This window comes from Georgenia subflava (genome assembly GCF_009193155.1).
GTDB lineage: Bacteria > Actinomycetota > Actinomycetes > Actinomycetales > Actinomycetaceae > Georgenia > Georgenia subflava.
The window spans coordinates 550,337-564,421 of record NZ_VUKD01000003.1; the positions used below are offsets into that span (position 1 = coordinate 550,337).

The 14,085-nt window shown below is 73.1% G+C and carries 11 protein-coding genes; 3 read left to right on the top strand and 8 right to left on the bottom strand.

Annotated features, from left to right (window positions below):
* Positions 1-111: 111 nt before the first annotated feature.
* The 7 genes from GD748_RS12490 to glnA all read right to left on the bottom strand — a co-directional run bounded on the left by GD748_RS12490 (position 112) and on the right by glnA (position 10,821).
* Complete coding sequence (locus GD748_RS12490) at positions 112-975, bottom strand: ABC transporter permease subunit (protein ID WP_152195506.1); 864 nt, start codon at positions 973-975, stop codon at positions 112-114.
* Entirely contained in the window at positions 972-1,922 is a 951-nt protein-coding gene (locus tag GD748_RS12495; RefSeq protein WP_152195507.1) for an ABC transporter ATP-binding protein, read from the bottom strand. The genes GD748_RS12490 and GD748_RS12495 overlap by 4 nt, the downstream gene beginning before the upstream one ends.
* A complete protein-coding gene (locus GD748_RS12500) occupies positions 1,919-2,977 on the bottom strand; it encodes an NAD(P)-dependent alcohol dehydrogenase (protein WP_152195508.1) in 1,059 nt (352 codons plus the stop codon). The genes GD748_RS12495 and GD748_RS12500 overlap by 4 nt, the downstream gene beginning before the upstream one ends.
* A 76-nt stretch (positions 2,978-3,053) precedes the next feature.
* Entirely contained in the window at positions 3,054-3,311 is a 258-nt protein-coding gene (locus GD748_RS12505) for a hypothetical protein (RefSeq protein WP_152195509.1), read from the bottom strand.
* 235 nt (positions 3,312-3,546) lie between these two features.
* Positions 3,547-6,288 (bottom strand): LuxR C-terminal-related transcriptional regulator, encoded by a 2,742-nt coding sequence (locus tag GD748_RS12510; RefSeq protein ID WP_152195510.1) that lies wholly within the window; start codon positions 6,286-6,288, stop codon positions 3,547-3,549.
* Positions 6,289-6,393: 105 nt separating this feature from the next.
* Positions 6,394-9,441, bottom strand: a complete 3,048-nt coding sequence (locus tag GD748_RS12515; protein ID WP_226921273.1) for a bifunctional [glutamine synthetase] adenylyltransferase/[glutamine synthetase]-adenylyl-L-tyrosine phosphorylase — start codon at positions 9,439-9,441, stop codon at positions 6,394-6,396.
* 42 nt (positions 9,442-9,483) lie between these two features.
* Complete coding sequence (glnA, locus tag GD748_RS12520; protein ID WP_152195511.1) at positions 9,484-10,821, bottom strand: type I glutamate--ammonia ligase; 1,338 nt, start codon at positions 10,819-10,821, stop codon at positions 9,484-9,486.
* A gap of 395 nt (positions 10,822-11,216) precedes the next feature.
* Here glnA and panB point away from each other — a divergent pair, with 395 nt between their 5' ends.
* The gene (gene panB, locus GD748_RS12525; protein WP_152195512.1) at positions 11,217-12,116 is read left to right on the top strand and encodes a 3-methyl-2-oxobutanoate hydroxymethyltransferase; all 900 of its coding nucleotides are present in this window, start codon (positions 11,217-11,219) and stop codon (positions 12,114-12,116) included.
* Positions 12,117-12,128: 12 nt separating this feature from the next.
* Here the strand turns inward: panB and GD748_RS12530 are convergent, their stop codons facing one another.
* On the bottom strand, positions 12,129-12,320 hold the full coding sequence (locus GD748_RS12530) for an SPOR domain-containing protein (RefSeq protein ID WP_152195513.1): 192 nt from the start codon (positions 12,318-12,320) through the stop codon (positions 12,129-12,131).
* 46 nt (positions 12,321-12,366) lie between these two features.
* Here GD748_RS12530 and map point away from each other — a divergent pair, with 46 nt between their 5' ends.
* On the top strand, positions 12,367-13,239 hold the full coding sequence (map, locus tag GD748_RS12535; RefSeq protein WP_152195514.1) for a type I methionyl aminopeptidase: 873 nt from the start codon (positions 12,367-12,369) through the stop codon (positions 13,237-13,239).
* Between the two features lie 72 nt (positions 13,240-13,311).
* Complete coding sequence (gene ppgK, locus GD748_RS12540) at positions 13,312-14,079, top strand: polyphosphate--glucose phosphotransferase (protein WP_152195515.1); 768 nt, start codon at positions 13,312-13,314, stop codon at positions 14,077-14,079.
* Positions 14,080-14,085 lie beyond the last annotated feature (6 nt).

A 14,085-nucleotide genomic window follows, 5' to 3' on the forward strand; every position in this document is an offset into this window, starting at 1 on the left:
GGAGTTCCTCTCACCATGTCTCCCGGCATGGCCCTGAAAACGTCGGAGCTCCTCCCGCACAGGGAGGAGCTCCGACCTTTGCTGCTGGTGCTCGAGCCGGTCCGGTTGGGGTCAGACGTCGCGGCGGCGCAGCACCACGCCGGCGGCCACGAGCGGGACGACAGCATAGGCAGCGACGACCGCCAGCCCCGCACCGGCGCTCAGATCGGCGCCGCGGACCGAGGTCTCCGCAGCGGTGACGAAAGCCGCGGAGGCCGGGAGCGGGAGGTAGCTGACGATCGTCTCCACCCAGTCCAGGCTGATGAAGCTGAGAATGCCGGGCAGCAGGAGCAGGACGGTCAGCGAGACAGTGACAGCCCCGGCGGTGGAACGCAGGAGAGTTCCGACGCCGAGGGAGAACAGCGCGGACGCGACGAGGAAGTAGACGGTGCCGCCGACCACCCGCCAGGTCACGGCGTCGTCGAGGGCAGGTACGAGGCCGTACTCGGACAGCTGCGGCAGGGTGACCAGGTACGAGAGCGCAACGCCGACGACGGTCACGGCGGTCGTGAGGACGACGAGTGCGATCGCCTTGGCCAGCAGCACCGGGGTGCGGGTGGGGACGGCGGCGAACGTCGATCGGACCATGCCCGTTGAGTACTCCCCCGTGATGAGGAGCGCGCCGAGCACCGCGATGGTGAGCATCCCGATCTGGAACTCGCCGGAGATGACGTCGGCACCGTGCATCTGGGCGACTGCCTGGGACATCGCTGGGTCCTCGGTCATGGCGTCCAGCGACATGGCTGCCGCGAGGGAGACGAGCGCCATTAGCGCGACGGTCGCGCCGAGGGACCACCAGGTCGACCGGAGCGAGAGCAGCTTGATCCACTCCCCGCGCATGACGCCGCGGAAGCTGCTGCGGGCGTCGACGGTGGGACCCGCGGTCCGCGTCGGAGTGCCGGTGATGATGGTGGTGGTGGTGACGGCGGTACTCATCGTTCCTGGCCCCTTTCGGAGGTGGTGCGCGGACGTGCTGCGGTCGGCTCGGAGCGGTACTCGACCGCGTCCTGGGTGAGGCTCATGTAGGCCTCCTCGAGGCTGCCGCTGCGCGGGCTGAGCTCGTGGAGCGGGATGGCGTGGGCGAAGGCCAGGTCACCGACCCGTTCGACGCTCGTCCCGACCAGGTCGAGCGTCCCGGCCTCTGGGGACGTCACGGCAATGCCCTCGGCCTGCAGCAAGGCCTGCAGCTCGGCGGCTCGTGGCGAGCGCACACGCACACCCGCGCCGGACACCGAGTCGATGACCTCCTGCACCGGGCCGGCCGCGATGATGCGGCCGCGGCCGATGACGAGGAGCTGGTCGGCCGTCTGCGCCATCTCGCTCATCAGGTGCGAGGAGAGGAAGACGGTGCGTCCCTCGGCTGCGAGGCCGCGGACGAGCTGCCTGACCCACTGCACCCCTTCGGGGTCGAGCCCGTTGACGGGCTCGTCGAGGATCAGTGTGCGTGGGTCGCCGAGCAGCGCTGCGGCGATGCCGAGCCGCTGGCCCATGCCGAGGGAGAAGCCGCCCACCCGCTTGTCCGCGACGTTGGCGAGCCCTGTCATCTCGATGACCTCGTCGACGCGGTTCTTGCGGATGCTGTGGGTGGCGGCCATGGTCCGCAGGTGGGAACGGGCGCTGCGACCGGGATGCACCGCCTTGGCGTCGAGGAGTGCCCCCACCTCGCGCAGCGGCGAACGGTGCCGGTCGTAGGGCCTGCCGTTCACGGTGACGGTGCCGGCGGAGGGGCGGTCGAGTCCCACGATCATCCGCATCGTGGTGGACTTGCCTGCGCCGTTCGGACCGAGAAAGCCGGTGACCGAACCCGGGGCGATGGTGAAGCTGACGGTGTCCACGGCGGTCTTCTCGCCGTAGCGCTTGGTGAGTGCGTGTGCCTCGATCATCGGTTCAGCCTCTCTGGGTGGGAGCCGGACGCCGCGCGGAGCGCTGCGGACGCCGGTTCGGCGTGATCGTGCCGACGCGGGCCGCCGTCCGAGATCCGCAGGATGACGTTGGCCCGCTTGCCGGCGTCGACGTGGCGGTGTGCGGCGGCGACGTCGGAAAGGTCGAAGGTCCGGTCGTGCACCGGCCGGTAGTCGCCGGACTCGGCGAGCGCGACCAGGTGGGCCAGGTCTTCTACGCGCCATGGGCCCGGGGTGGTGATCACCGGGTGTCCCGAGCGGCGCGTGTACCAGCCGGCCGAGAGGACCCCGCGCAGGTCGGAGACCACCAGCAGCAGTGCTCCGCCCGGGGCGAGCAGGTGCCGGCTTCGCGGGAAGGAGGCGTTTCCGACGCAGTCGACGACCACGTCGTACGCGGCCTTCTCGGCGAGGAAGTCCGCGCTCGCGTAGTCGATGACCCGGTCGGCCCCGAGTGCGGTCACCATGTCGATGTTGCGGACGCTGCAGACGGCGGTGACGTGAGCACCGGCGTACCGCGCGAGCTGGACGACGGCCGTGCCGACCGCCCCGGCGGCTCCGTTGACGAGCACGGTGGTGCCGGGGTGGACGTCGACCTGGCCGAGGTAGCCCCTCGCCGTGATGCCGCCGAAGACCAGGGTGACCGCGTCCTCGAAGCCCATGGTGGAGGGCTTCGTGGTGACGGCGCCGCTCTCCGGGACCACGACGTACTCGGCGTGCCCGCCGAAGCGGCTGCCGAGCATCGCGACGACCTCGTCGCCGGGCGCGAACCGGGTGACGTCCGACCCGACCGCGGCGACCACCCCCGCCACATCCATCCCGAGCACGGGGCGCCTCGGCCGCAGCACCCCGAGGGTCAGGGCCGACGGTATCCACAGCCCTGGTGGGACGTCGCGGCTGCGGGCGCGGCGGTCCGCCGAGCTGACCGTGCTTGCGCGGGCCTCGATCAGGACCTCGCCGGGCCCGACGGGCGGAAGAGCGACGTCCGCCACCTGCACGACGTGCGGCGGGCCGAACCGCCGGTAGACGGCGGCCCTCATCGGGGCACGCTCACGAGGTGCACGCGAGGCGGCGTCGGCAGCGTGGGATGGGTAGGCATGGGGTCTCCTTGATGGGTCAGGAACTGCGGGATGTGGTGCCGCGGGCCGGACCGGCGGGAACCCGGACCACGGAGATGACGGACAGCCCGGTGTCGCGCAGCTTCTGCAGCACGCCGTGCAGCGCGGCCTGGTCGACGACCGGCCCGTGGATCGTCGTCGTCCCGTCGCCGTCGCTGGTGAGGTCCAGGCCGTCGAACCAGGCCGACCACCGTTGATCCAGACGGCCCTGGACGCGGATCTCGTACCGCTGCTGCTCGGGCCGCTCGGGGTTCATGGCACTCCTTCAGGTCTGCGTCCGTCCGTGTGCTCGCACGCTAGGGACCGGTGTGGTGAGGACGGATCCCCAGATGTGGTGATCTGTAGGGTGATCCTCGGCAGACCCCGCTGCGAGGACGGCGTCGTGCCGGCGTGGGGTCGCCCGCACAGAAGTCCCAGGTCAGGGCTCGGGCGACGACGCCCGGGGTGCGCAGGTCCTCAGCAGGTCCTGGCGTCGTCGAGACCCTCGTTCCTCAGGGTCTGTCGTTGCCCCGCGAGAGGAGGTCGAGCTCGCCGGCTCGGCGGACGGCCGCCCGACGGTTGTTCACGCCCAGCTTGGCGTAGATGTTCTTCGTGTGGGTCCGCACGGTGTTGAGCGTGACCACGAGCTCGCGGGCGATCTGGGGCCCGTCGAGGTCCGTGGTGAGCAGCCGCAGGACCTCCAGCTCGCGGGCGCTCAGCCGCTCGACGACTCCGGCCGCCCGGGGTGTCGCTCGTGGACCGGGCGCGAGAGGGGCGGCCGCCGCGGCCAGCCGGTGCGCGTAGTGCCCGGCCGGGGCCCGCCGCACCAGTGCGCCGAGCAGGGCCGAGAGAGCGTCGCCCTCGTCGAGGAAGAGGCGCACGTACCCCTCGGGCTCCGCCAGCCGCGCGGCCCGGTCGAGCGCGTCGACGGCAGGATCTGCGTCGCCGGCCGCATGGTGGGCGAGGGCCTGGAGCACGAGAGCCTCGACGACGGCGCCCGTGCGTCCGCCGTCCTCGGCCGAGCTCTGCAGGCGCGTCAGGAGGCGCCTGGGGTCGGGATGGCCACGCGGGCGCCCGGCGCGGGCGACGGCCAGGAGCACCCGGGCCAGGGTCAGGTGCTCGAACTCCCGGACATAGGTCAGGTCGTCGTCCGCGGAGAGCCCCTCCCGCCGCACCCACTCGAGCGCCTCGTCGACCGCGCCGAGCGCGACCAGCACGCGTGCCCGCACGGCCGCGAGCGGGCGGACGTCGGGCGAGTAGTCCGTGGTGAAGACCGCCTCGGCGTCGTGGAGGAGGTCGAGCGCGCCTTGCGGGTCGCCCTCGGCACGGCAGAGCCGCGCGCTCTCCAGGCACCACCGGTACCGGTTCTGCGGCAGTCCGAGAAGCTCACCCAGCTCCTCGCTCGCGCGCAGGTGGTCACGTGCGTCGTCGAGCCGGTTCTGCTCGATGAGGAGCCTCGCCATACCCACGTGCATGTCGCCCGTCCCCCGCGGCGGCGGGGAACCGTGCTCGGCAGCCATCGCGAGCCCGCGTTCGAAGGTCGCCATGGCGTCGCGGAGCCCGCCACGCGCGACCTGGACGTCGGACAGGCCGAGGCGGCAGCCCAGGACGTCGGCGTAGTGACCGGCCCGGGCGAGGCTCCGGACCGCCTCGGTGTACCAGCGTTCCGCAGCCGCCAGGTCACCGCTGGTCCAGCACGCCAGCGCCAGGAGGGCCTGCGCCGCCCCACGGTCGACGTGGTCCTCCGGCCCGGCCAGCTCGAGGACCCGCCCGGCGTGCGCCATGGTGCCTGGCACGTCACCGGTGACGTGCGCCTGGCCCGCCCGGTAGACGGCGATCGCCCCCGGCAGGCGCCGGAACGCCTCGGCGTCGACGACGACCATCGGTGTCGTGGGCACCGATTCCCCGGAGCGCGTCGGGCGCAGCCACTGCTCGGCGTCGCGCAGACGCTGCTCGACCCCCTCGACCTCGCCGCGGACCATCAGCGCACCGGCGTAGGCGACGCTGAGCACGGGTCTCGTCCGGAGGATGTCGTCGGGGATCGCCTGGATCCACGCCCGCATCGTCACCTCCTGCCGGTCGCGGCTCAGCTCGGGCAGCACGACCTCGAGCAGGTCCGCGGCCCGGGCGGCGTCCCCGCCGGCCAGTGCGTGGTGGATCGCCAGGCTCCGCGGGCCGTTCGTCTCGTACCAGGCGCTGGCACGCCGATGGAGCGCGGCGACAGCCTCCGCCGGCCGCTCGCCCACGAGCCGGGCCCGCAATACGTCGGCGAACAGGTGGTGGTACCTGTACCAGCGGCGCCGGTCGTCGAGGGGCACCACGAACAGGTTGCGCCGGTCGAGCGTCTCCAGCAGCCCCGCGGAGCCGTGCCCCTCGGTCACGGCGTCGCAGAGCGAGCCCGACATCTGGGTGAGGACGGAGGTCTGCAGGAGGAAGTCGCGGACGTCGACCGGCTGGCCCTGGAGGACCTCCTCGGCGAGGTAGTCCACCACGTGGCGATCGTCGCCGGCGAACTCCGCGACGAACCCGGCGACGTCGCCCCGGCCCCGTATCGACAACGCCGCGAGCTGCAGCGCGGCGATCCATCCTTCGGTGCGTTCGTCCAGGCTCGCGATCTGGTCCGGGGTGAGCGTCAGGCCCATGACCCCGGTGAGGTAGGAGGCCGTCTCGGCGGTGGTGAAGCGCAGGTCGTCGGCACGGACCTCGACGAGGTCGCCGCGTGCCCGCCACCGCGCCAGCGGCAGGGCGGGGTCGGCGCGGCTCGCGATCACCACGTGCAGCGTCGGCGGCTGGTTCTCCAGCAGGAAGGCCACGCCGTCGCGGACCTCGGGCGAGTCGATCACGTGGTAGTCGTCGAGGACGAGAGTCAGATCGTCCGCGCGGGCACCGACGTCGTTGACGAGGGTGGCGAGAACGCGCTCCGTGGTGGTCCGGCGGGACTGCAGGAGGGCCTGCGCCCGGGCCCCGGCGTCCGGCGCCGCCGCATGGACGGCCGCGACGACGTAGCGCCAGAAGACGGCGGGGTCGTTGTCACGCGTGTCGAGCGAGACCCAGGCGACGCAGCGGCCGGCGACGGGGTCCGTCGCGAGCCACTCGGTCAGCAGGGTCGTCTTGCCGAAGCCCGCCTGTGCGGAGAGGAGCGTCAGGCGGGCGTCCGGGAGCCCGGAGAGGACGTCGAGCAGCCGGGTGCGGTCGACAGTCCCGGTCCGTCGCCTCGGGATACGGACCTTGGTGTCGAGCACCGGGACGGTCACCTGCCACCTCCCGTCGGGAAGCGGTCGGCGTCGGACGGGTCGACGCGGCCCGGCGGTGCCGGGTGGGTCGACGGTAGCGCGTGCCGGCGGACTGCGGCAGGCTCCTCAGGCGTAGAAGAGCTCCTCGACGACGGTGCGGGCCCGCCGTGCGGTGCGCAGGTAGTGCTCCTCGAGGTCCAGCCGGCCGCCGGGCTCGAACCCGAGCAGCCGGGCGACCACCTCGAGCTCGACCGGTTCGTGCGGCAGCACGTCGGTCCGCCGGCCGGTGGTCCGGCCGGTCCCGAGGACGATCGCGTCGCGGACCCGCGAGGCCAGCTGCCAGGCGTCCGCCAGCCGCTCGGCCTCCGCCACACCGACCAGACCGGCCTCGTGCAGCGCGTGGAGGGCGTCGAGGGTGACCGGGGTACGCAGCTCCGGCACCGCGCCGGCGTGCTGCAGCTGCAGCAGCTGCACGGTCCACTCGACGTCGCTCAGCCCGCCCGGGCCCAGCTTCAGGTTCCGGTTCGGCGGCACCCCGCGCGGCATCCGCTCGGACTCCACCCGCGCCTTGATGCGGCGCAGCTCACGCAGCTGGCTCTCCGAGAGCCCCTCCTCGGGGTAGCGCAGCGGCGCGATCAGCGCCTCGAAGCGCCCGGCCAGGTCGTCGTCGCCCGCCACCGGCCGCGCCCGGAGCAGCGCCTGGCGCTCCCACGGCTCGACCCATCGCTCGTAGTACTCCGCGTAGGCCGCCAGCGTGCGCACCAGGGGGCCGTTGCGGCCCTCCGGGCGCAACCCGGCGTCGACCTCGAGCGGCGGCTCGGGCCCCGTCGAACCCAGGAGGCTCCGCACCGCCGTCGCGACCGCCAGCGCCGTCCGCGTGGCGACCCCCTCGTCGACCCCCGGCAGCGGGTCGTGCACGAAGAGCACGTCGGCGTCGGAGGCGTAGCTCATCTCCTGCCCGCCGAGGCGTCCCATCGCGACCACGAGGTACCGCGACGGCGCCTCGTCCAGCCCCGCCTCCGCCGTCGCCTGCGCAACGGCCACCCGCAGCGCCCCCTGGAGCGCGACGTCCGCGGCGGTGGTGATCATCGCCGGGGCCCGTCTGTCCCCACCCGTGCCTGCCGCGAGCACGTCGCCGATGGCGGCCCGCAGCAGCTCCCGACGGCGCAGGTAGCGTGCCGCGAGGACGGCCTCCACCGGGTCCTCGCGCCTGGCCTGCAGCGCGGCCAGCTCTGCCCCCAGCGCCAACGCCGTCGGTCCGCGCAGGTCGGCGGCGTCGTCGAGCCACGCGACGGCCTCGGGCAGCCGGGCGATCGCCTCCGCGACGTACCTGCTGCCGGAGAGCAGCGTGGCCAGGCGGCGGGCGGCGCCGCCGGAGTCGCGCAGCAGCTTCAGGTACCAGTGCGTGGTGCCCATGGTCTCGGAGAGCTTGCGGAACGCGAGCAGACCGGCGTCCGGTTCGGGCCCCTGCCCGAACCACCCGAGCATCACCGGAAGGAGGTGCCGCTGGATCGTGGCACGGCGGGAGATCCCCTCGGTGAGCGCCGCGATGTGCCGCAGCGCCCCCTCGGGGTCGTGGTACCCGATCACGGCGAGCCGGGCGCGCGCCGCCTCGGGCGTGAGGGCGACGTCGTCCGCGCTCAGCTGGGCGGTGAGCGGCAGCAGCGGACGGTAGAAGATCTCCTCGTGGAGGTGGCGGACCTCGCGCCGGACCTGTCGCCACCGCTCCTCCAGGCTGCCGGCGCCCTCCACCCCGTCGACCCGCATGGACCGCCCGAGGCGGCGCAGGTCGGCCTCGCCGGTCGGCACCAGGTGCGAGCGCCGCATCCGATGGAGCTGGATGCGGTGCTCGAGCACCCGCAGGAACCGGTAGTGGTGGTCCAGCTGCTGCGCGTCGTCCCGCGCGACGTAGCCGCCCGCCGCCAGCTGCGCGAGCCCCTCCAGCGTGCTGCGCGAGCGGATCTGTCCGTCCGTGCGCCCGTGCACCATCTGCAGCAGCTGCACCGTGAACTCGACGTCGCGCAGCCCGCCCTTGCCGAGCTTGAGCTGGCGGTCCGCCTCGGCGGCCGGCACGTGCGCCTCGACCCGCCGGCGCATCGCCTGGGCGTCCTCGACGAAGTGCTCCCGCTCGACGGCGGTCCACACCAGCGGCGCCAGCGCCGCGCAGTACGCCTCCCCCAGGGCCAGGTCCCCGGCGACCGGGCGCGCCTTGAGCAGCGCCTGGAACTCCCACGCCTTGGCCCAGCGCTCGTAGTAGGCCACGTGCGAGGCGAGGGTGCGCACGAGTGGCCCGTCCTTGCCCTCGGGGCGCAGGTTCGCGTCCAGCGGCCACAGCGCGGGCTCGGGACCGGGGGCCGAGACCGCTGCCGCGAGCGCGGTGGCGAGCCTGGTCCCCCGGGCGACGGCGTCGTGCTCGGTGGTCGCGTCGGCCGGTTCGACGACGTAGACGACGTCGACGTCGGAGATGTAGTTGAGCTCGCGCCCGCCCGTCTTCCCCATGCCGAGGACCGCCAGCCGCACCTGCGCCGCCTCGGGGTTGTCCGCCCGGACGACCGCGAGCGCGGCGTCCAGCGCGCCGGCCACGATGTCGGCCATCGCGGCAGCGACCTTCGGCAGGTCGGCCAGCGGGTCCGGGCTCGTCAGGTCGGCAGCGGCGATCTCGAGGAGGCGACGGCGGTACGTGCGACGCACCGTCGCCGCGCCCTCCGCGCCGCCCACCTGTGCGACCGGGACGTCGTCACCCGGATCGGCGCCGACGGCGCGCAGTGCGCGCTCGCGCTCGTCCGCCGGCAGCAGGTCCAGCACCGGGACCTCGTCGGCGCGGTGGGCGAGGAGCCCGGCGTCCTCGGGCCGCGCCACGAGCATGTCCCCCAGCGCGGCCGAGGCCCCCAGCACGGCGAGCAGGCGGCGCCGGTGGACACCGTCGTCGGCCAGCACCGTCGTCAGGTCGTCGGCGGTCCCGGCCTCGGCCGCCGCCTCGGCGAGCCGCAGCAGGGTCAGCAGGGCACGGTCCGGGTCCGCCGTCGCCCCCAGGGCCTCGGGCAGCGGCGAACCGGCCGCCGCGGCCGCGACGGCGGGGGCGAGGACGGCGTCCTCGAGGCGCGCGGCCGCGACGCCCGGCTCGGCGAAGCCCAGCCGGCGCAGCGCCGACGTCGTCGAGACCTCACGCACCACGCCCCCTCACCTCCCGGTCCGGAACCGTCGCGGAGCCCCGGCTCACAGCGAGGGGATGAACCGCTGCAGCTCGAAGGCGGTGACCTGGTTGCGGTAGTCCTCCCACTCGGAGCGCTTGTTGCGCAGGAAGAACTCGAAGCTGTCCTCGCCCAGGGTCTCGGCGACGAGCTCGGAGCCCTCCATGAGCTCGACCGCCTGGCGCAGCGAGTTGGGCAGCGCCTGGATGCCCAGCGCCTTGCGCTCGGCACGGCTCATCGCCCAGACGTCGTCGCCGGCCCCCTCGGGCAGCTCGTACCCCTCCGTGATGCCCTTCAGGCCCGCGTTGAGAAGGACGGCGAAGGCGAGGTAGGGGTTCGCAGCCGAGTCCAGGGCGCGGTACTCCACCCGGGCCGACCCGCCCTTGTCCGGCTTGTACATCGGCACGCGGACCAGGGCCGACCGGTTGTTGTGGCCCCAGCAGACGTAGCTGGGTGCCTCCCCGCCGCCCCACAGCCGCTTGTAGGAGTTGACGTACTGGTTGCACACGGCGGTGATCTCCCCGGCGTGGTGCAGCAGGCCCGCGATGAACGCGCGGCCGGTGGCGGAGAGCTGGTACTCCCCCGACGGGTCGTAGAACGCGTTGCGATCGCCCTCGAACAGCGACATGTGGGTGTGCATGCCCGAGCCGGGGGCGTCGACGAGCGGCTTCGGCATGAAGGTCGCGAGCACGCCCTGCTGGAGGGCGACCTCCTTGACCACGGTGCGGAAGGTCTGGATGTTGTCGGCGGTGCTCAGCGCGTCGGCGTAGCGCAGGTCGATCTCGTTCTGCCCTGGACCGGCCTCGTGGTGGGAGAACTCGACCGAGATGCCCATCGACTCCAGCGTGGTGATCGCGTCGCGGCGGAAGTCGTGCGCGGTGCCGCGGGCCACGTGGTCGAAGTAGCCGCCCCGGTCGATGGGCACGAGCGGCTGGTCGGGCGAGGAGACGCTCTCGAAGAGGTAGAACTCGATCTCGGGGTGGGTGTAGAAGGTGAACCCCGCGTCGCCCGCCTTGCTCAGGGCGCGCTTGAGCACGTTGCGCGGGTCGGACCTGGCCGGCTCGCCGGTGGGGGTGAGCACGTCGCAGAACATCCGCGCGACGCCGTTCTCCTCGCCGCGCCAGGGCAGCACCTGGAACGTGGCCGGGTCGGGACGGGCGAGCATGTCCGACTCGTACACGCGCGAGAGACCCTCGATGGACGAGCCGTCGAACCCGATGCCCTCGGCGAACGCCCCCTCCAGCTCGGCCGGGGCGATCGCCACGGACTTGAGCACGCCCAGCACGTCGGTGAACCACAGCCTGATGAAGCGGATGTCGCGCTCCTCGATCGCCCTGAGCACGTACTCCTGCTGCTTGTCCATCCATCGGCTCCTGACTGCGTGGCGATCGGAGGTACCGCCGAGGGCCGGCGGCCGGGTCCGGCGGGCTCGCCCGCCGCAGGCCCCATCATGTCGCACGGGCGCCGTCGCGCGGCACCGGCACCCCGACTCGGGCGGCACGGGCTGCGCAGGTGCAGCCTCGCACGGCACAGTCGCCACCTCTCGGGCGGCACGGGGTGTGCCGGCGCACCCGCCGCACACGGGCCGGCGGGACGGGGCAGGTGCGCCGGGCACACGTACCGGCAATAGGGTGTGCCCCATGGCACCGCCGACCGGGGACGCGTCGAAGCGAGCACCCGACGGCGTCCGGCCGTGACCGCCCGCCGAACCTTCGCCGTCGAGACCGGCGTCCGCCAGAGAACGCAGGAGCAGAACCGATGACCCAGAACACGCCACCGGCGGACCCCGACACCGGTACCACCACCAGTGACGGCACAGCCGGAACCCCCACCGACGCCGCGGGCGGGGTGCCGGTGCCCCGCCGGGTGCGCGTGCACCACCTGCGCCAGTCCAAGGAGCGTGGCGAGCCGCTCACGATGCTGACCGCCTACGACGCGGTGACCGCCCGGATCTTCGACGAGGCGGGCATCGACATGCTGCTCGTCGGTGACTCCATGGGCGACAACATGCTCGCCCACCCGACCACCATCCCCGTCACCGTGGACGAGATGATCCCCGCGGTACGGGCCGTGTCGCGGTCGAGCCGGCGCGCGATGGTCATCGCGGACCTGCCCTTCGGCTCCTACGAGGCATCCCCCGCGCAGTGCCACGCCAGCGCCGTACGGATGCTCAAGGAGGGCGGCGCGCACGCGGTGAAGTTCGAGGGCGGGGCGCACCTGGCCGAGCACGTCCAGCTCCTCACCCGCTCGGGCATCCCGGTCGTGGGGCACCTGGGGTTCACCCCGCAGTCGGAGAACATGCTGGGTGGCAAGCGCGTGCAGGGCCGCGGGGCCGAGGCCGCCGACCAGCTCGTCGCCGACGCCCTGGCGCTGGCGGAGGCAGGAGCCATCGCCGTCGTCCTGGAGATGGTGCCCGCCCCGGTGGCCGCACGGGTCACCGAGGTGCTCGACGTGCCCACCATCGGCATCGGTGCCGGCCCCGACTGCGACGGCCAGGTCCTGGTGTGGACGGACATGGCCGGGATGACCGGCTGGTCGCCGCGGTTCGCCAAGCGCTTCGGCGAGGTGGGTGCCGAGCTGTTCGCCGCCACCCGGAACTACGCGCGGGCCGTGCGCGAGGGCACCTTCCCCGCCGCCGAGCACAGCTACGAGAAGTAGCCGAGCGCGGACCTACTGCTCGTCCTCCCACGCCTCGTCCTCGGCGTCCCACTCCTCGTTGCGGGCCTCCGCCCTGCTGAACGCCTGGGCCGCCGCCTCCGCCGTCGGGTAGGGCCCCATGCGGTCCGAGGCGCCGGTGACCTTGCCCTCCTCCACCTGGCCGGTGCTGAGGTTGTAGTAGAACTCGCGCTCGCTGCTCTCCATGAACGTCCCTCCAGTGGTCGGCCCGGTGATCCGTAGACTCCAGCCTATGCTCGCCGATCGCGCTCCCCGGGGCACCCTGGCCCCCGGGACCGTCTCCCCCGTCCGCGACGTCCCGGCCTCCATCCCGCGGCCCGAGTACGTCGGCCGCACCGGCCCGGAGCGGGTGACGGCGTCGGAGGTGAAGTCGCCGGAGACGATCGAGCGGATCCGGCGGGCCTCGCAGATCGCCGCCCGCGCGATGGTCGAGGTCGGCCGGGCTGTGGCGCCCGGGGTGACCACCGACGAGCTGGACCGGGTGGGCCACGAGTACCTGGTCGACAACGGCGCCTACCCGTCGACCCTGCACTACATGGGCTTCCCCAAGTCCCTGTGCACCTCCGTCAACGAGGTCATCTGCCACGGCATCCCGGACTCGACGGTGCTGCGTGACGGCGACATCCTCAACGTCGACATCACCGCCTACGTCGACGGCGTGCACGGTGACCTCAACGCCATGTTCGAGGTCGGCGAGGTCGACGAGGAGTCGCACCTGCTCGTCGAGCGCACGAAGACCGCCATGGAGCGAGGAATCAAGGCGGTGAAGCCCGGTCGCGCCGTCAACGTGATCGGCCGGGTCATCGAGGCGTACGCACGCCGCTTCGACTACGGCGTCGTCCGTGACTTCACTGGTCACGGCGTCGGCGAGGCCTTCCACTCCGGCCTGGTGATCCCGCACTACGACTCGGCCCCGCGCTACGACGACGTGATCGAGCCCGGCATGGTCTTCACCATCGAGCCGATGCTCACGCTCGGCGACATCGACTGGGAGCAGTGGGACGACGGCTGGACCGTGCTGACCAAGGACCGCTCGCGCACGGCCCAGTGGGAGCACACGCTGGTCGTCACCGAGGACGGCGCCGAGATCCTGACCCTGCCCTGACGCACGTCCACCCCGATCCTGCAGACCCTGAGCCTGCAGATCCCCGAGCCTGAGCCACCGACGAGGAGCACCATGACCGCCCCGACCACCTCTGCCGTCGGCTTCGGCATCGACATCGGCGGATCCGGGATCAAGGGCGCGCCGGTCGACCTCGCCACGGGCGAGCTCATCGGCGAGCGCCTGCGGATCCCGACGCCGCAGCCCTCGAAGCCGCGCGCGGTGGCCGCCACGGTGGCCGAGCTGGTCGCGGCCTTCGACATCCCGGCGACGACGCCGGTCGGTCTCACCTTCCCCGCGCCCATCAAGCACGGCGTGGTGCCCTTCATCGCCAACCTGGACGAGTCCTGGCAGGGTGTCGACGTCCCCGAGCTGATGAGCGACGCGACCGGCCGGGAGGTCATCGGGGTCAACGACGCCGACGCCGCGGGGATCGCCGAGGTCGCTTTCGGTGCGGCGAAGGACGTTCCGGGCGTCGTCCTGGTGACGACCCTCGGCACCGGGATCGGCTCGGCCCTGGTGGTCGACGGCACGCTGGTGCCGAACACCGAGCTGGGGCACCTCGAGATCGACGGTCACGACGCCGAGGACCGGGCCGCGTCCTCGGTGAAGGAGGCGGAGGACCTCAGCTGGGAGGAGTGGGCCGGGCGGCTGCAGCGCTTCTACGACACCGTCGAGATGCTCTTCTCCCCGGACCTGCTCGTGGTCGGTGGCGGCGTGAGCAAGAAGCACGAGAAGTTCCTGCCCCTGCTGCGCACCAAGGCGCCCATCGTGCCCGCCGGCCTGCGCAACACCGCCGGGATCGTCGGCGCCGCACATCTCGCCGCGCACGGCTACCGCTGAGCGGTC